At 66.2% G+C, this 16,218-nt stretch carries 17 protein-coding genes; all 17 read left to right on the top strand.

Annotation, left to right across the window (positions count from 1 at the left end; all coding sequences use genetic code 11):
• The first annotated feature begins 9 nt into the window (after positions 1-9).
• From NLX68_RS09815 to NLX68_RS09735, 17 genes are read left to right on the top strand one after another with little or no spacing between them, the layout of a single operon-like run.
• A complete protein-coding gene (locus NLX68_RS09815; RefSeq protein ID WP_254283837.1) occupies positions 10-264 on the top strand; it encodes an acyl carrier protein in 255 nt (84 codons plus the stop codon).
• Positions 261-806: a hypothetical protein gene (locus NLX68_RS09810; RefSeq protein WP_254283836.1), complete on the top strand. Its 546-nt coding sequence runs from the start codon at positions 261-263 to the stop codon at positions 804-806. The genes NLX68_RS09815 and NLX68_RS09810 overlap by 4 nt, the downstream gene beginning before the upstream one ends.
• Positions 803-2,482, top strand: a complete 1,680-nt coding sequence (locus NLX68_RS09805; protein ID WP_254283835.1) for an acyl-CoA synthetase family protein — start codon at positions 803-805, stop codon at positions 2,480-2,482. The genes NLX68_RS09810 and NLX68_RS09805 overlap by 4 nt, the downstream gene beginning before the upstream one ends.
• Entirely contained in the window at positions 2,475-3,209 is a 735-nt protein-coding gene (locus NLX68_RS09800; protein ID WP_254283834.1) for a glycosyltransferase family 2 protein, read from the top strand. Before NLX68_RS09805 ends, NLX68_RS09800 begins: the two co-directional genes overlap by 8 nt.
• Entirely contained in the window at positions 3,206-4,144 is a 939-nt protein-coding gene (locus NLX68_RS09795) for a glycosyl transferase (protein WP_010222256.1), read from the top strand. The genes NLX68_RS09800 and NLX68_RS09795 overlap by 4 nt, the downstream gene beginning before the upstream one ends.
• Positions 4,125-5,669 carry a histidine ammonia-lyase gene (gene hutH, locus NLX68_RS09790; RefSeq protein WP_254283833.1) on the top strand — a complete coding sequence of 515 codons (1,545 nt, stop codon included), beginning with the start codon at positions 4,125-4,127 and terminating at the stop codon, positions 5,667-5,669. Before NLX68_RS09795 ends, hutH begins: the two co-directional genes overlap by 20 nt.
• Entirely contained in the window at positions 5,662-6,087 is a 426-nt protein-coding gene (locus NLX68_RS09785) for a thioesterase family protein (protein ID WP_010222254.1), read from the top strand. Before hutH ends, NLX68_RS09785 begins: the two co-directional genes overlap by 8 nt.
• On the top strand, positions 6,084-6,683 hold the full coding sequence (locus NLX68_RS09780) for an outer membrane lipoprotein carrier protein LolA (RefSeq protein ID WP_254283832.1): 600 nt from the start codon (positions 6,084-6,086) through the stop codon (positions 6,681-6,683). Before NLX68_RS09785 ends, NLX68_RS09780 begins: the two co-directional genes overlap by 4 nt.
• On the top strand, positions 6,673-8,985 hold the full coding sequence (locus NLX68_RS09775) for an MMPL family transporter (RefSeq protein WP_254283831.1): 2,313 nt from the start codon (positions 6,673-6,675) through the stop codon (positions 8,983-8,985). Before NLX68_RS09780 ends, NLX68_RS09775 begins: the two co-directional genes overlap by 11 nt.
• Entirely contained in the window at positions 8,982-10,142 is a 1,161-nt protein-coding gene (locus NLX68_RS09770) for a sodium:proton antiporter (RefSeq protein ID WP_254283830.1), read from the top strand. The genes NLX68_RS09775 and NLX68_RS09770 overlap by 4 nt, the downstream gene beginning before the upstream one ends.
• Entirely contained in the window at positions 10,129-11,376 is a 1,248-nt protein-coding gene (locus NLX68_RS09765) for an NAD(P)/FAD-dependent oxidoreductase (protein ID WP_254283829.1), read from the top strand. Before NLX68_RS09770 ends, NLX68_RS09765 begins: the two co-directional genes overlap by 14 nt.
• Complete coding sequence (locus tag NLX68_RS09760; RefSeq protein WP_254283828.1) at positions 11,373-12,107, top strand: class I SAM-dependent methyltransferase; 735 nt, start codon at positions 11,373-11,375, stop codon at positions 12,105-12,107. The genes NLX68_RS09765 and NLX68_RS09760 overlap by 4 nt, the downstream gene beginning before the upstream one ends.
• Positions 12,104-12,589: a hypothetical protein gene (locus NLX68_RS09755; protein ID WP_254283827.1), complete on the top strand. Its 486-nt coding sequence runs from the start codon at positions 12,104-12,106 to the stop codon at positions 12,587-12,589. The genes NLX68_RS09760 and NLX68_RS09755 overlap by 4 nt, the downstream gene beginning before the upstream one ends.
• Positions 12,586-13,785 carry a beta-ketoacyl-[acyl-carrier-protein] synthase family protein gene (locus NLX68_RS09750; RefSeq protein ID WP_254283826.1) on the top strand — a complete coding sequence of 400 codons (1,200 nt, stop codon included), beginning with the start codon at positions 12,586-12,588 and terminating at the stop codon, positions 13,783-13,785. The genes NLX68_RS09755 and NLX68_RS09750 overlap by 4 nt, the downstream gene beginning before the upstream one ends.
• Positions 13,782-14,252: a hotdog family protein gene (locus tag NLX68_RS09745; protein ID WP_254283825.1), complete on the top strand. Its 471-nt coding sequence runs from the start codon at positions 13,782-13,784 to the stop codon at positions 14,250-14,252. Before NLX68_RS09750 ends, NLX68_RS09745 begins: the two co-directional genes overlap by 4 nt.
• A complete protein-coding gene (fabG, locus tag NLX68_RS09740) occupies positions 14,245-14,973 on the top strand; it encodes a 3-oxoacyl-ACP reductase FabG (RefSeq protein WP_254283824.1) in 729 nt (242 codons plus the stop codon). The genes NLX68_RS09745 and fabG overlap by 8 nt, the downstream gene beginning before the upstream one ends.
• A complete protein-coding gene (locus tag NLX68_RS09735; RefSeq protein ID WP_254283823.1) occupies positions 14,973-16,199 on the top strand; it encodes a beta-ketoacyl-ACP synthase in 1,227 nt (408 codons plus the stop codon). Before fabG ends, NLX68_RS09735 begins: the two co-directional genes overlap by 1 nt.
• The last annotated feature ends 19 nt before the right edge of the window (positions 16,200-16,218 follow it).

Genomic DNA, 16,218 nt, shown 5'->3' with positions numbered 1-16,218 from the left:
GACAGCACCATGCAAACCCGCGAAGACATTTTCAACACCCTGCGCGACGCCCTGGTCGAACTGTTCGAACTGGATCCGGCCAGCATCAGCCTGGAGTCGAACCTGTACCAGGACCTGGAAATCGACAGCATCGACGCCGTCGACCTGATCGATCACATCAAGCGCCAGACCGGCAAGAAAATCGCCGCCGAAGAGTTCAAGGCCGTACGTACCGTCAATGACGTGGTCGAGGCGGTGTACCGCCTGGTCAACTCTGCGGCATGAAACGCCTGATCGGCCTCGGCCTGCTGCTGGCCGGTCTGCTGTACCCCTTTGCGGTGCATTTTGGCATGGCCCACTTTGCCCCCTGGCAGTTCGGCCTGTTGCTCGGCGGCCTGTGGCTGGCGCGCGTCTTGAGCGAACCGAGGCGGCCTGGCGGGCACTGGATGGCCGTAGCGGCGATTGCCTTCTGCGCGTTGCTGGCGCTGTTCAACAGCCCGCAGCTGCTGCGTTGGTACCCGGTGCTGATCAGCGCGTTCATGCTTGGCCTGTTTGGCCTGAGCCTGAAATTCGGCCCGCCGGTGGCCGAGCGCCTGGCGCGGCTGCGTGAGCCGGAGCTGCCTGCCGTGGCGATCCACTACACGCGCCAGGTGACCAAGGTCTGGAGCCTGTTCTTCCTGGCCAACGGCCTGGTCGCCGCCGCCCTGACCCTGTGGGCGCCGCTGAGCTGGTGGACCCTGTACAACGGCCTGATCGCCTACGGGCTGATGGGCCTGCTGTTTGCCATTGAATGGCTGATAAGACAACGCGTGCGAGGACGCTCATGAAATGGATTGCCCCTGAGCAACTGCTGCACCCGGCCGATGCGCCGCGCACGGTGAGCTTCGCCCCGGCGCTGGACCACGCGAGCCTGTGCCAGCAAGCCTTGCAAGTGGCCGCCGGTCTCCAGCTGCGTGGCGTGAAGCGTATTGCCGTGCACCTGGAAGACGCCGCACAGCTGGCCGTCGCCCTGCTCGGCGCCTGGCGTGCCGGCGTGCAGGTGCTGCTGCCTGCCGACCTGCAAGCCCAGACCCGCCAGCGCTGGCTCGGCGAGGTCGAGCTGTGGTTGAGCGATCAGCCACAAGACACCACGCTGGAGACCCTGTTCGAAGCGCCGCTGGCCGCTGCCGACCTGAATCTGGACCAGTGCCGGCTGAGCCTGTGCACCTCCGGCTCCAGCGGTGAACCCAAGCGCATCGACAAGAGCCTGCGCCAGCTGGCCAATGAGGTGCAGACCCTGGAACAGCTGTGGGGCAAGGACCTGGGCGCTGCCTGCATCATCGGTAGTGTCGCCACCCAGCATATCTACGGCTTGCTGTTTCGCGTGCTCTGGCCGCTGTGCGCCGGGCGCCCGTTCGTACGTCGCCAGTTGCCCTTCCCGGAAGACCTGCAGCGCGCCAGCCGCGAGCACCCGGCCTTTGCCTGGGTGGCCAGCCCGGCGCTGCTCAAGCGCATGGGCGACAACCTCGACTGGCCAGCGTTGAGCCCGGTGCGCCGGGTGTTCTCCTCCGGCGGCGAACTGCCGGCCAGCGCCGCCCAGGCCTTGCACCAGCGCCTGCAGCAATGGCCAACGGAAATCCTTGGCAGCTCGGAAACCGGCGGTATCGCCTGGCGTCAGGGTGACAGCCTGTGGCAGCCATTTGCCGAGGTGCGCCTGAGCCAGAACCAGGACGGCGCACTGCGCATTGAATCGCCTTACCTGCCGCCCGGTCATATCGAACAAAGCGCCGATGCCGTCGAGTTTGCCGCTGATGGGCGTTTTCGTCTGCTCGGGCGCCTGGACCGCATCGTCAAACTGGAAGAAAAACGCATCTCCCTGCCGATGCTGGAGCAGGCCCTGGTCGAGCACGCCTGGGTCGAGGAAGCGCGCCTGGGCGTGATCCAGGAAAACCGCGCCAGCCTCGGCGCCCTGCTGGTGCTCAGCGCTGCCGGCCTGTACGCCTTGCGCAACCAGGGCCGCCGCGCGCTCACCGAGGGCTTGCGTCAGCACCTCAGCCAGCACTGCGAAGCCCTGGCCCTGCCCCGGCGCTGGCGCCTGCTGCGGCAACTGCCGTTCAACGCGCAGGGCAAACTGCCCCAGGCCGAACTCCAAGCCCTGTTGCTGGCGCCTCGGCCGAAAGGCCCGGAAGTGCTCAGCCAGGCCGAGGTGGATGGCGAGCTGCAGCTACAACTGGCGGTGTCGGCGGACCTGGTCTATTTCAACGGCCACTTCCCGCAAACCCCGGTGCTGCCGGGCGTGGTCCAGGTCGACTGGGCACTGGCCCTGGGGCAACAGTTACTCGACCAGCCGCGCCAGTTTGCCGGCATGGAAGTGCTGAAGTTCCAGCAACTGGTGCGCCCTGGCGACCCGCTGCACCTGACCCTGCGTTTCGATGCCGAGCGCGGCAAGTTGTACTTTGCCTACAGCAACGCCGGGGTGCCCTGCTCCAGTGGCCGCATTGTGCTGGAGGCCGTCGGTGAATAAGCCCTGTGCGGTAATCCCGGTATACAACCACGAACTGGCCGTGCCCGCCGTGGTTGCCGACCTGCTCGCCGCCGGCCTGCCCTGCGTACTGGTCGATGATGCCAGCAGCCCGGCCTGCGCCGCCGTGCTGCGCCAGCTGGCCGAGCACCAGCAGGTGTTCCTGGTGCAACTGCAGGCCAATCAGGGCAAGGGCGGCGCAGTCATGGCCGGCCTGCGCGAAGCCGCACGCCTGGGCTTCAGCCATGCCCTGCAGGTGGACGCCGACGGCCAGCATGACCTGGCCGATGTCAGCCGCTTTCTCGAACAGTCGCAGGCTTATCCACAGGCGCTGATCTGCGGTTATCCACAGTACGACGCCAGCGTGCCCAAGGGCCGTCTGTACGCGCGCTACCTGACCCATGTATGGGTGTGGATCAACAGCCTGTCGCTGCAGATTCCCGATTCGATGTGCGGTTTTCGGGTCTATCCGCTGCCACCGACCCTGGCGCTGATCGACGCGGTGAACCTCGGCAAGCGCATGGACTTCGACCCGGAGATCCTCGTGCGCCTGGCCTGGCGCAACCAGCCGATGCGCTGGCTGCCGACCAAAGTGCATTACCCGGCCGATGGCTTGTCGCACTTTCGCCTGTTCCACGATAACGCGCTGATCTCGAAGATGCACACCAAGCTGTTCTTCGGCATGTTGCTGCGCGCTCCGGCAATCCTCTGGCGGCGGTGGCAGGCATGAGCAGTCGCGAACAACACTGGGCCGCACACCAGGAGCGCGGCAGCTTCTGGCTGATGAAACTGACCGCCTTGGGCATCAAGCTGCTCGGCCGGCGCCTGCTCAGCCCGGTGCTGTATGCCATCGTCCTGTACTTCTTCCTGTTCGGTCGCCGCGCCCGGCAGAGCATCTGGCAATACCAGCGGCGCCTGGCCGACTGGAGCGGGCAACCCCGTCTGCGCCCCAGCCACCGTCGGGTGTTCGGCCAGTTCATGGCCTTCGCCGATGCCCTGCTGGACAAGCTCGATGTGTGGAACGGCAAGCTGCGCCTGGAGCAGATCGAGATCGTCGACCCGGGCAAACTGCACACTCAGCTACGCGCCGAGCGCGGGCAGCTGCTGGTGGGTGCGCACCTGGGCAACCTTGAAGTCTGCCGCGCCCTGGCCGAGCTTGGCGAGCAAGTGACCATGAACGTGCTGGTGCACACCAAGCACGCCGAGCGCTTCAATCGCCTGCTGGGTGAATCGGGGGCGAGCAACCTGCGGCTGATCCAGGTCAGCGAGCTGGACCCGGCGATCATGCTGCAACTGAGCCAGCGCCTGGACCGCGGCGAATGGCTGGCGATTGCCGGCGACCGCGTGCCACTGCATGGTGCGCGCACGGTCGAAGTGGACTTCCTCGGCCACCGCGCCGCCTTCCCGCAGGGCCCGTGGCTGCTGGCCGGGCTGCTCAAGTGCCGGCTCAACCTGTTCTTCTGCCTCAAGCAGCAAGGCCGCTACCAGGTGATCCTCGAACCCTTCGCCCAGGCCATCGAGTGGCGCCGCGGCCAGCGCGATCAGGTGATCGCCGACTGGGCCGGGCGCTACGCCGAACGCCTGGGCCACTATTGCCTGCAAGCGCCGCAGCAATGGTTCAATTTCTACCCTTTCTGGAAGACCGATGACGATGCATCCGCATAAGCCCGTGACCTTCGGCGCGCTGCCGCTGGCAATCGAAGACGTCCTCGCCCTGGCCCACCGCCAGGCCGAAACCCGCCTGCAGGACGACAGCGAATACCGCGCGCGGATTGCCCGTGGCGCGCAGTTCCTCGACTCGCTGCTGGACAAGGAAGGGGTGATCTACGGGGTGACCACCGGCTACGGCGACTCATGCGTGGTGGCAGTGCCGCTGGAGCATGTCGAGGCCCTGCCCAAGCACCTGTACACCTTCCATGGCTGCGGCCTGGGCCAGTTGCTGGATGCACCGGCCACCCGCGCGGTGCTGGCCGCCCGTTTGCAGTCGCTGTGCCACGGCGTCTCTGGCGTGCGCGTCGAGTTGCTGGAGCGCCTGCAGGCGTTTCTCGCCCATGACATCCTGCCGTTGATTCCCCAGGAAGGTTCGGTGGGTGCCAGCGGCGACCTGACGCCGCTGTCCTACGTTGCCGCAACCCTGTCGGGCGAGCGCGAAGTCATGTACCGCGGCGAGCGCCGCAGCGCCGCTGACGTACACCGTGAGCTGGGCTGGCAGCCGCTGGTGCTGCGGCCCAAGGAAGCCCTGGCGCTGATGAACGGCACTGCGGTAATGACCGGCCTGGCCTGCCTGGCGTTCGCCCGTGCCGATTACCTGCTCAAACTCGCCACGCGCATCACCGCGCTGAACGTGGTTGCCCTGCAAGGCAACCCGGAGCACTTCGACGAGCGCCTGTTCGCCGCCAAGCCGCACCCGGGGCAGATGCAGGTGGCCGCCTGGTTGCGCCAGGACCTGGCCATCGACGCGCCGACCGCGCCGCTGCACCGCCTGCAGGACCGCTACTCGCTGCGCTGCGCTCCGCATGTGCTGGGCGTGCTGGCCGACAGCCTGGGCTGGCTGCGTGGCTTTATCGAGACCGAACTGAACAGCGCCAACGACAACCCGATCATCGACGCCGAAGCTGAACGCGTGCTGCACGGCGGGCACTTTTATGGCGGCCATATCGCCTTCGCCATGGACAGCCTGAAGAACCTGGTGGCCAACGTTGCCGACCTGCTCGACCGCCAGCTCGCCCTGCTGGTCGACGTGCGCTACAACCACGGCCTGGCGAGCAACCTGTCGGGCGCCAGCGCCGAGCGGGCGATGCTCAACCACGGCTTCAAGGCCGTGCAGATCGGCGCCAGCGCCTGGACCGCCGAAGCCCTGAAAAACACCATGCCGGCCAGCGTGTTCTCGCGCTCCACCGAGTGCCACAACCAGGACAAGGTGAGCATGGGCACCATCGCCGCCCGCGATGCCCTGCGGGTGCTGGAGCTGACCGAACAGGTCGCCGCCGCCACCCTGCTGGCCGCCAACCAGGGCGTCTGGCTGCGCAGCCGCGAAGCCGACGCCCGCGACCTGCCGCCGGCCCTGGCCGAGATGCATGCAGCGCTGCTCGAAGACTTCACCCCGGTGATCGAAGACCGCGCGCTGGAACGCGATCTGCGCCTGTGCCTGAGCCGTATTGCCGAACAACACTGGAGGCTGCATGCGTAGTCAGGGAGTGCTGCACGTCGATACCGAAGTGCTGGTGCCGTTCTTCGATGTCGACAGCATGCTGGTGGTCTGGCACGGCCATTACGTCAAATACCTCGAGGTAGCGCGCTGCGCGTTGCTCGACCGCCTCGAACACAACTACCTGCAGATGCAGGCCTCGGGCTTTGCCTGGCCGGTGATCGACCTGCAGTTGCGCTATGTGCGCGGCGCCACCTTCGGCCAGCGCCTGAACGTGCGCGCCAGCCTGGTGGAGTGGGAGAACCGGCTGAAGATCAACTACCTGATCAGCGATGCCGCCACCGGCGAACGCATGACCCGCGCCAGTTCCGTGCAGGTCGCCGTCGACATCGCCAGCGGCGAGATGCAACTGGCGTCGCCACAGGTGATGCTCGACGCAGTGAACCAGGTGCTCAAATGAAAACGCTATTGCGTAGCCTGCTGTGCATCGGCCTGCTTGCCAGCAGCACGCTGGCCCAAGCCTTTGGCCTCGATGACCTGAGCAAGCAACTGGGCGAACCGGCGGTCATCAAGGGCCCGTTCATCCAGGAAAAACACCTGCGCGCCCTGCCGCAGCCGCTGGTCAGCAAAGGCCAGTTCGTTCTGGCCCGTGACCATGGCCTGCTCTGGCTGCTGCAAACGCCGCTCAAGCAGGACTACCGCCTCAACGCCCAGGGCATCGCCCGCCGCGACCCGTCCGGCTGGCAGATGCTGCCGGGCAAGAGCGCCGGCGCCGAGCAGAACCGCCTGTTCTTTGCCGTGCTGCAAGGCGACAGCAGCGGCCTGCAGCGTGACTTCGAGCTGAGCCTGCAAGGCGACGCCGGGCACTGGCAGCTGCGCCTGACCCCGCGTTCGCTGCTGCTCAAGCAGGTGTTCAGGCAGATCGATATCGATGGCGGGCGCTATGTCGAACGCATCCAATTGCTGGAAACCCAGGGCGATAGCACGGTACTGCGCATGCCAGCGAGCAGCAGCGCCAGCCTGACCGACACGGAGCGCCGCGATTTTGCCGAGTGAGCGCCTGTTGCCACGACTGTTTTTACTGTTGTTGATCGCCGTGCTGGCCCTCGCGGGCTGGCAGTGGCACCGCGCTGCGCCTTTGTCTGCCGACCTGATGACGCTGGTGCCCGGCGCCACCCAGGACCCGCTGGTGCAGCGCGCCGAGCAGCGCATGCAGGAGCCGCTGAACCGCGAAATGCTGGTGCTGGTCGGCCATCCCCAGCGTGAGCAGGCCATCGCCCTGGCCCAGCGCCTGGCTGAGCAATGGCAGGCCAGCGGCGTGTTCGAGAAGGTTCAGTGGAGCCTGCAGACCGACCTGCAGGCGTTGCGCGAGCAGCTGCTGCAAGGGCGCCTGGCGATGCTCTCGCGCGCCGACCGCAACAGCCTGGTCGACAACCCGCAAGGCTTTATCGAGCAACGCGTACAAAACCTCTACGACCCCTTTGCCGGCTTTAGCCTGGTGCCGAGCCAGGATGACTGGCTGGGCCTGACCGGACGCATCCAGAACAGCCAGCCACGTCCTGCCGCGGTGCAACTGGACACCGCCAGCGGCGCGCTGGTGGCTGACGCGGACGGGCAGCACTGGGTGCTGCTGCGTGCCCGCACCCTGGGCAATGCGTTCGATATGCAACTGCCCCTGCAAGTCGCCGACCTGCTCGCCAGCAGCCGGGTTGAAGCCGGGCAGCACGGCGCCCGCCTGCTGGCCGCCAGCGGCTTGCTGTATGCGGCCAACGGTCAGCGCCAGGCCAGCCAGGAGATCACCTGGGTCGGCGGCGGCGCCACGGTCGGTATCCTGCTGCTGTTGTTGTTGGCGTTCCGGCGCCTGCGGGTGCTGCTGGCCTTCGTCCCGGTGCTGGTCGGCATGCTGTTTGGCGCGGTGGCCTGCGTGGCGCTGTTCGGCCAGATGCACGTGATGACCCTGGTGCTCGGCTCGAGCCTGATCGGCGTGGCCGTCGACTACCCGCTGCACTACCTGTCGAAAAGCTGGAGCCTGCGCCCCTGGCGAGCCTGGCCGGCTTTGCGGCTGACCTTGCCGGGCCTGAGCCTGAGCCTGGCCACCAGTTGCATCGGCTACCTGGCACTGGCCTTCACGCCGTTCCCGGCGCTGACCCAGATTGCCGTGTTTTCCGCCGCCGGCCTGCTCGGCGCCTACCTCAGCGCCGTGTGCCTGCTGCCGGCACTGCTCAAAGGTATCGAGCTGCAGCCTGCGCAATGGCCGTTGGGCATTGCCCAGTGGCTGGTGGACCTGCGTCAGAAACTGCTGAACAAGGTGCCAAGCGCCATCCTGCTCGGCCTGCTGATGCTGTTCTGCGCTGCGGGCCTGTGGCAGCTGGACAGCCGCAACGACATCCGCCAGTGGGTCGGCAGCCCGCCGCAATTGCTCGAAGAAGCCCAGGCCGTGGCGCGCATTACCGGCTACCAACCCACCAGCCAGTTCTACCTGGTGCGCGGCGCCGACCAGAGCCAACTGCTGGCGCGCCTGCAAAGCCTCGGCACACGCCTGGACGAGCTGGTCGAAACCGACAAGCTCAAGGGCTACATGGCCCTCAGCCAACTGCTCGCCAGCCCCGCCGAGCAACAGCAGGTTCGCGATGCGTTGAGCACCCTGCCGCTGCAACCGCTGCTGGCCCTGGGCGTGCCGCAAAGCGCATTACAGGCTGAACTGGCGAAAGTGCAGGCACTGCCTACCCTCGACATCGATCACGCCCTCAGCGGCCCACTGGGCGAACCCTGGCGCACCTTGTGGCTGGGTGCGGACGGCCAGGGCGTCGCCGCCATCGTCAGCCTGCAAGGCTTGAACGATCCGGCGTTGCTGCGCCTGCAGGCCGACGATCTCGACGGCGTGCAACTGGTGGACCGCCTCGGTGATCTCAACCGGGTGTTCGCCGCCACCCAGGTCAGTGCTGCCGAGCTCAAGCTGTTGTCGTGCGCGCTGATCGTGGTGCTGTTGATCCTGCCGTTTGGCCTCGGCGGTGCCCTGCGCATCGTCGCCCTGCCGTTGCTTGCCGCGCTGTGCAGCCTGGCTTGCCTGGGCTGGCTGGGCCAGCCGCTGACCCTGTTCAGCCTGTTCGGCCTGCTGCTGGTCACCGCCATCAGCGTCGACTACGCGATCCTCATGCACGAACAGATCGGCGGCGCCGCCGTCAGCCTGCTCGGGACCCTGCTCGCGGCCACCACCACCTGGTTGTCGTTTGGCCTGCTGGCGGTGTCGAGCACTCCGGCGGTGAGCAATTTCGGCCTGGCGGTCAGCCTGGGCCTGGCCTTCAGTTTTGTCCTGGCGCCCTGGGCGGCCACCGGGCACAAGGAACAGGCAGCATGAGTATCGTGTTGCTCTGGGTCCTGGCCCTGGTGTTGTTCTGGATCGTCAGTGCGCTCGGCCGGCGCCTGGGGCTGATCCCGATTGTCAGCCAGTTGCTGCTGGCAACCCTCGGCCTGCCACTGCTGATGTTGTTCTGGGTCGAGCCCCACTTGCAGCTCAGCGGCGCCGCGCTGGTGGCACCGGCCTGGCTGAAAACCCTGTATGGCCTGAGTTTTGCCCTGCTGCTGGGGCATATTCTTGCTGACGTCGTGGAGCTGAACGTCGACCGCCAGAGCCTGAAGATCGCCCTGCCGAGCTTCCTCGTGCCCTTTGCCTGCGGCCTGGCCTGTGGCGCGTTGTTGCTGCCCGAGCAGCCCTGGCTGACCACCCTGGCCCTCGGCCTGGTTTTCGCCATCACCGCCATCCCGGTGCTCTACCTGTACCTGCGCAACATCGACTACCCACCCGCCGCAACCCGCCGGCTGATGCAGTCGGCGATCCTCATCGACCTGACCTGCTGGCTGCTGTTCGGCTTCGGCAAGGGCAGCCTCGAACCCGTGAGCCTGTTGCTGCCGCTGCTCGGTGCCTGCCTGCCGTTGCCGCTGTACGCCCTTGGTGTGCGCCGGCCCTGGGTCTACAGCCTGGGCTTTTTCGGCCTGCTGTTCGTCGCCGAACACTACCGGCTCAATGCGCTGATCTTCGGCATCGGCTACCTGTGCTGCCTGGCCTGGCTCAAGTTGCCGCTGCGCATGCCGTTATCGGACCTGTGGATAAAACGCCTGCAGAACGGCATTGCGATCCCGCTGATCCTGACCTTCGGCATCATCCAGATCGATATCCACAACGTGCTGCAGGGCTTCGATGCCATCCAGTTGAGTGCCCTGCTGCTGTTGCCGATCGTCAGCAAGCTGCTCGGCAACTGGCTGGGCCTGTGCTGGGCGACGCCGTCGTTCGCCGGCGCGAGCAAATGGCGGGAAAGCCTGCTGCTCAATATTCGCGGCTTGAGCGAGATCGTCTTTCTCAACCTGCTGCTGCAACAACAGTTGATCAGCCCGGCGCTGTACTTCGCGCTGATGCTGATGAGCCTGGTCGCCACGCTGATGCCCGCGCTGGCCGGCCTGCACCGGATTCCATTGAAGACTGCCCAACCGGCAAGGAGGCCTTATGCCGAACACTGAACTGCAACAACGGCAGGTATTGATTATCGGCGCCGGCCCGTCCGGCGCCATCGCCGGGGCCTTGCTCAAGCGCAACGGCCACGACGTGCTGATCATCGAACGCCAGCGCTTCCCGCGTTTTTCCATCGGCGAAAGCCTGTTGTCGCATTGCATCGACTTCGTCGAAGAAGCCGGCATGCTCCCGGCCCTTGAAGCGGCGGGCTTCCAGCGCAAGAACGGCGCGGCCTTCGCCTGGGGCGATGAGTACAGCGCCTTCGATTTCGGCGACACCTTCAGCAATGGCAAGCCGAGCACCTTCCAGGTTCAGCGCGCCCAGTTCGACCAGCTGCTGGCCGACCAGGCCGAGGCCCAGGGCGTTGAAATCCGCTACGAAGAAGAAATCATCGCCGCCGACTTCGAGCGCCCGCGCCCACAGGTCCGCGTGCGTCGCCTGGATGGCAGCGAGTACCGCGTCGAAGCCGAATTTGTCCTCGATGCCAGTGGTTATGGCCGCGTGCTGCCGCGCCTGCTGGACCTGGAGGCGCCGTCGAATTTCCCGGTGCGTCAGGCGGTGTTCACCCACATCGAAGACCGCATCGACCACCCGGCCTTCGACCGGGAAAAGATCCTCATCACCACCCATCCGCAGCACCGGGATATCTGGTTCTGGACCATTCCGTTCAGCAATGGCCGCTGCTCCCTGGGGGTGGTCGCCGCCGCCGAGCACTTTGCCGCCGCGCCGGCCGACCTGGATGCCTGCCTGAAGGACTTCGTCGCCCAGACCCCGAGCCTGGCCAAGGTCCTGGCCAACGCCGTGTGGGACACCCCGGCGCGGACCATCGGCGGCTACTCGGCCAACGTCAAGACCCTGCACGGCCCGGGCTTCGCCTTGCTCGGCAACGCCGCGGAATTCCTCGACCCGGTGTTCTCCTCCGGGGTGACCATCGCCATGCGCTCGGCGAGCATGGCCGCCGGCGTGCTGCACCGTCAGCTGCAGGGCGAAAGCGTCGACTGGCAGAGCGAGTTCGCCGAGCCGCTCAAGCGCGGCGTCGACACCTTCCGCGCCTACGTTGAAGGCTGGTACAACGGCAGCTTCCAGGACGTCATCTACCACCCGGCCAGCTCGCCGGAAATCCGCGCAATGATCAGCTCGATCCTGGCCGGCTACGCCTGGGACCAACGCAACCCGTTCGTGGCCGAGCCCAAGCGGCGCCTGCGCATGCTCGCCGAAGTCTGTGCCAGGACGCCGGCATGAGATTCCTCAGCGACAGCTATGTCGAGGAAACCCGTTTCGGCTTCTGGTTCCTGCGCAGCCATACCTGGCAGCATCATGTGCTGCGCGTAGCGATCAACGACCTGCGCCGGCTGTTCGACCAGGCACCACCCCGCGCCCCCGTGCTGCTCGATGCCGGCTGCGGCCAGGGCAAGTCGTTCCAGTACCTGCAGCAGGTGTTCGCCCCCGGCCGGTTGCTGGGTACCGACGCCGACCCGCACAGCCTTGAACTGAGCCAGGCCGAGGCCGGCCGCCTGGGCCTGAACGTCGAGCTGCGCGGCAGTGACTGCGCGGCGTTGCAGTTTGCCGACAGCAGCGTCGATATCCTCTTCTGCCACCAGACCTTCCACCACCTGGTCGAGCAGGAAAAAGCCCTGGCCGAGTTCTACCGGGTACTCAAGCCCGGTGGCTACCTGCTGTTTGCCGAGTCCACCGAAGCCTACATCGACACCTGGGTAATTCGCTGGCTGTTCCGCCACCCCATGCACGTGCAGAAAAGTGCCGAGCAGTACCTGCAGATGCTCCGCGACCAGGGTTTCGAATTTGGCGCGCAGAATGTCTCTTACCCGTACCTGTGGTGGAGCCGTTCCAGCGACTTCGGCCTGCTCGAACGCTTTGGCCTGCGCAAGCCGCCACCGGTCGGCCAACGCGAAGAAACCCTGGTCAACGTGGTCGCCCGCAAACCCTTGAACCCAGCCGAGCCGAGTGCATGAAACGCCTGTTGCTGATCCTCGCCTTCGCCCTGCTGAGCGCCTGCGCCAGCCGTGCGCCGCTGCCCGTGCAGTTACCGCCGCTGAGCCTGCCGCTGCAGTTGCACATCCAGCGCGAACAGGCCGGGCAGCGACAGGACTGGTTGCTGGTGATCCAGCGCGAGGACACCAACCTGCGCTGGTCGCTGCTGGATCTGCTGGGTATTCCGCAAGCCCGGCAGTTGCTCGATCAAGGCGAGTGGCAAGCCGACGGCCTGCTACCGCCCAACCCGGCGGCCCGCGAACTGTTCGCTGCCCTGCTGTTCGCCCTGACCCCTGCCGAGCAGCTGCAACAGCTCTATCCCGGCGCCCGCCAGCAAGGCCAGCAGCGCTGGCTGGGTGAACGTTGGCGCGTCGACTACCAACAAGCCGACGACTTCACCTTGAACCTTGACCGGGGCCTGCGTTATCTAGTCAGCCCACTACCCAGCGAGAACACGCCATGACCGCTTATCTCAATGCCCTGGGCCTGGTCTGTGCCCTGGGGCGCGGCCAGGCCGACGTCGCCCGCCGGCTGTTTGCCGGCGACTGCTCAGGCATGCGTGTGGAAGACGGCTGGGTACCGCAACGCAGCCTGCCGGTGGCGGCCGTACAAGACAAGTTGCCAAGCTTGCCCGCCGCGCTGCAGGCCCATCACAGCCGCAACAACCAGCTGCTATACGTCGCCTGCCTGCAGATCGGCGCAGCGATCGAAACGGCCATCGCCCGCTTTGGCCGCCAGCGCATCGGCATCGTTCTGGGCACCAGCACCTCGGGCATCAAGGAAGCCAGCGACAGCATCGCTCACTACCTGCGCGAACACGAGTTTCCGGCCAGCTACGACTATGCCCAGCAGGAGCTCAGCGCCCCGGCCAATTTCCTCGCCGACTGGCTGCAACTGAGCGGCCCGGCCTATGTGATTTCCACCGCCTGCACCTCCAGTGCCCGGGCCTTGATGAGTGCCCGGCGCCTGTTGGACCTGGGGGTGTGCGACGCGGTGATCTGCGGCGGTGTCGACAGCCTGTGCAAGCTGACCCTCAACGGTTTCAGCGCCCTGGAAGCGGTCAGCGCCGAGCGCTGCAACCCGTTCTCGGTCAACCGCAACGGCATCAACATCGGCGAAGCCGCGGCGCTGTTTCTGATGACCCGCGAAGCCAACCGCGAAGGCGACAGCATCGCCCTGCTCGGTGCCGGTGCCAGCTCGGACGCGCATCACATCTCCGCCCCCGAGCCCAGCGGCAAAGGCGCCTTGCAGGCGATGCGCAAAGCGCTGGACAATGCCCGCCTGCAACCTGCACAGATCGACTACCTGAACCTGCACGGCACCGCCACGCGGCACAACGACGCCATGGAAAGCCTGGCCGTGCATGAACTGTTCGGCAGTCAGCTGGCCTGCTCGTCGAGCAAGCCGATGACCGGTCATACCCTGGGTGCCGCCGGCGCCCTGGAAGCCGCATTCTGCTGGTTGAGCCTGGCCGCCGACAATACCGAAGGGCGCTTGCCACCGCATGTCTGGGATGGTGTGGATGACCCACAACTGCCGGCCCTGAACCTGGTCGATGCCAGCCAGCGCCTGCCGGCCCAGGGCCCGCGACGCCTGATGAGCAACTCGTTCGCCTTCGGTGGCAACAACGTCAGCCTGATTCTCGGAGACACCCCATGATCACCTGGCCACTGGCCGAACTGCTGCCCCATGCCGGCGACATGATCCTCATCGATCAGGTCGAGTCCTTCGATGAAGAGCAGATCCATACCCACCTGACCGTGCGCCCCGGCGGCCTGTTCAATCGCGCCGACGGCAGCCTGCCGGCCTGGGTCGGCATCGAGCTGATGGCCCAGAGCGTGGCCGCCTACGCCGGTTGCCGCGCGCGCCAGCAAGGCCAGCCGGTGGCGCTGGGCTTTTTGCTCGGCACGCGTAAATTCGAATGCAATGTCGAACATTTCCCTGCCGGTGCCCACTTGCGCATCCATGCCCTACGGTCGCTCGAAGACGACAACGGCATGGGGGTGTTCGAGTGTCACCTGCGTGGCCCGGGCATCCATGCCACGGCCCGTTTGAACGTTTTTCGCCCGCCACAGGCGGCCAGTTACCTGGCCGAAGCGGGCCCAGAGGAGTCCCCCCATGACTGATACCATCCTGGTCACCGGTTCCAGCCGAGGCATAGGCCGGGCCATCGCCCTGCGCCTGGCGCGGGCCGGTTTCGACCTGGTCCTGCATTGCCGAAGCGGGCGCAGTGAAGCCGACGCCGTTGCAGAAGAAGTCCGGGGCTTGGGCCAGCAGGCCCGCGTGCTGCAGTTCGACGTTGCCGATCGCGCCGCTTGCGCCGCCATCCTGACTGATGACGTTGAAACCCACGGCGCCTACTACGGCGTGGTCTGCAACGCCGGCCTGACCCGCGACGGCGCCTTCCCGGCCCTCACCGAGGAAGACTGGGACCAGGTACTGCGTACCAACCTCGACGGTTTCTACAACGTTCTGCACCCGCTGATGATGCCGATGATCCGTCGGCGCAAAGCCGGGCGCATTGTGTGCATCACCTCGGTTTCGGGGATGATCGGCAACCGCGGCCAGGTCAACTACAGCGCTTCCAAAGCCGGGGTGATCGGTGCGGCCAAGGCCCTGGCGATCGAGCTGGGCAAGCGCAAGATCACCGTCAACTGCGTCGCCCCGGGGCTGATCGACACGGCCATGCTGGATGAACACGTGCCGGTCGAAGAACTGCTGAAAATGATCCCGGCGCAGCGCATGGGCACCCCGGAAGAAGTCGCCGGCGCAGTGAATTTCCTCATGTCGGCCGAAGCCGCCTACATCACCCGCCAGGTGCTGGCAGTCAATGGAGGCCTATGCTGATGAAACGTGTAGTCGTCACCGGCATGGCCGGTATCACCTCGCTGGGCAGCGACTGGCAGACCATCGCCGGCAACTTCGCCAGCAACCGCAGCGGCATCCGCCGCATGGACGAATGGGACCGCTTCGAAGAGCTCAACACGCGCTTGGCCGGCCCCATCGATGACTTCAAGGTGCCCGCCGGCTGGACCCGCAAGCAACTGCGCAGCATGGGCCGGGTCTCGCGCCTGGCCGTGGCGGCAGCGCAGAACGCCCTGCGCGATGCCGGCCTGCTCGCTGACCCGTCAATCCGCGATGGGCGCATGGGCGTGGCCTGCGGTTCGTCCACCGGCAGCACCGACGAGATCAAGGCGTTTGGCAACATGCTGCTCAACTCGGTGGCCGAGGGCCTCAACGCCAACTCCTATGTTCGGATGATGCCGCACACCACAGCAGCCAACATCAGCATTTTCTTCGGTCTCACCGGGCGCCTGATCCCCACCTCCAGCGCCTGCACCAGCGGCAGCCAGGGCATCGGCTACGCCTATGAAGCGATCAAGTTCGGCCGCCTGCCGCTGATGCTCGCTGGCGGCGCCGAAGAGCTGTGCCCGACCGAGGCCATGGTCTTCGACGCGCTGTACGCCACCAGCCTGAAGAACGATGCCCCGCACAGCAGCCCCAGCCCTTACGACAGCGGCCGCGACGGCCTGGTGATCGGCGAAGGTGGCGGCATGCTGGTGCTCGAAGAGCTGGAACATGCCCAGGCCCGCGGCGCACACATCTACGCCGAGATCGTCGGCTTTGGCAGTAACGCCGACGGCCAGCACACGACTCGCCCGGAGCAGGCGACCATGCGCCGGGCCATGGAGCTGGCACTGCAAGACGCCAACCTGGCGCCGGAGGCCATCGGCTATGTGAACGGTCATGGCACCGCCACCGAGCAGGGCGATATCGCCGAAACCCTGGCCACCAGCAGCCTGTTCGGCCCGCGCATGCCGATCAGCTCGCAAAAAAGCTTCCTCGGCCACACCCTGGGTGCTTGCGGCGCGCTGGAATCCTGGTTCAGCATCGAGATGATGAACAGCGATCGCTATGTGCACACCCTCAACCTTGAGCACATCGACCCGCGCTGCGGCGAGCTGGACTACTTGTGCGGCGAGTTTCGCAGCATGAGTCACGACTATGTGATGAACAACAACTTCGCCTTTGGCGGGGTCAACACCTCGCTGATTTTCCGTCGCTGGACCTGACCTGAAACCTGCTGGAGAG

It is taken from the genome of Pseudomonas sp. SBB6 (assembly GCF_024213215.1).
Lineage (GTDB): Bacteria > Pseudomonadota > Gammaproteobacteria > Pseudomonadales > Pseudomonadaceae > Aquipseudomonas > Aquipseudomonas donghuensis.
This window is presented reverse-complemented; position numbering and strand designations above follow the sequence as displayed.

Excerpts from the sequence above, each read along its gene's own strand:
- NLX68_RS09815 (WP_254283837.1), top strand. The coding sequence starts at position 10 with ATGCAAACCCGCGAAGACATTTTCAACACCCTGCGCGACGCCCTGGTC.
- NLX68_RS09810 (WP_254283836.1), top strand. The coding sequence starts at position 261 with ATGAAACGCCTGATCGGCCTCGGCCTGCTGCTGGCCGGTCTGCTGTAC.
- NLX68_RS09805 (WP_254283835.1), top strand. The coding sequence starts at position 803 with ATGAAATGGATTGCCCCTGAGCAACTGCTGCACCCGGCCGATGCGCCG.
- NLX68_RS09795 (WP_010222256.1), top strand. The coding sequence starts at position 3,206 with ATGAGCAGTCGCGAACAACACTGGGCCGCACACCAGGAGCGCGGCAGC.
- hutH (WP_254283833.1), top strand. The coding sequence starts at position 4,125 with ATGACGATGCATCCGCATAAGCCCGTGACCTTCGGCGCGCTGCCGCTG.
- NLX68_RS09785 (WP_010222254.1), top strand. The coding sequence starts at position 5,662 with ATGCGTAGTCAGGGAGTGCTGCACGTCGATACCGAAGTGCTGGTGCCG.
- NLX68_RS09780 (WP_254283832.1), top strand. The coding sequence starts at position 6,084 with ATGAAAACGCTATTGCGTAGCCTGCTGTGCATCGGCCTGCTTGCCAGC.
- NLX68_RS09770 (WP_254283830.1), top strand. The coding sequence starts at position 8,982 with ATGAGTATCGTGTTGCTCTGGGTCCTGGCCCTGGTGTTGTTCTGGATC.
- NLX68_RS09765 (WP_254283829.1), top strand. The coding sequence starts at position 10,129 with ATGCCGAACACTGAACTGCAACAACGGCAGGTATTGATTATCGGCGCC.
- NLX68_RS09760 (WP_254283828.1), top strand. The coding sequence starts at position 11,373 with ATGAGATTCCTCAGCGACAGCTATGTCGAGGAAACCCGTTTCGGCTTC.
- NLX68_RS09755 (WP_254283827.1), top strand. The coding sequence starts at position 12,104 with ATGAAACGCCTGTTGCTGATCCTCGCCTTCGCCCTGCTGAGCGCCTGC.
- NLX68_RS09750 (WP_254283826.1), top strand. The coding sequence starts at position 12,586 with ATGACCGCTTATCTCAATGCCCTGGGCCTGGTCTGTGCCCTGGGGCGC.
- NLX68_RS09745 (WP_254283825.1), top strand. The coding sequence starts at position 13,782 with ATGATCACCTGGCCACTGGCCGAACTGCTGCCCCATGCCGGCGACATG.
- fabG (WP_254283824.1), top strand. The coding sequence starts at position 14,245 with ATGACTGATACCATCCTGGTCACCGGTTCCAGCCGAGGCATAGGCCGG.
- NLX68_RS09735 (WP_254283823.1), top strand. The coding sequence starts at position 14,973 with ATGAAACGTGTAGTCGTCACCGGCATGGCCGGTATCACCTCGCTGGGC.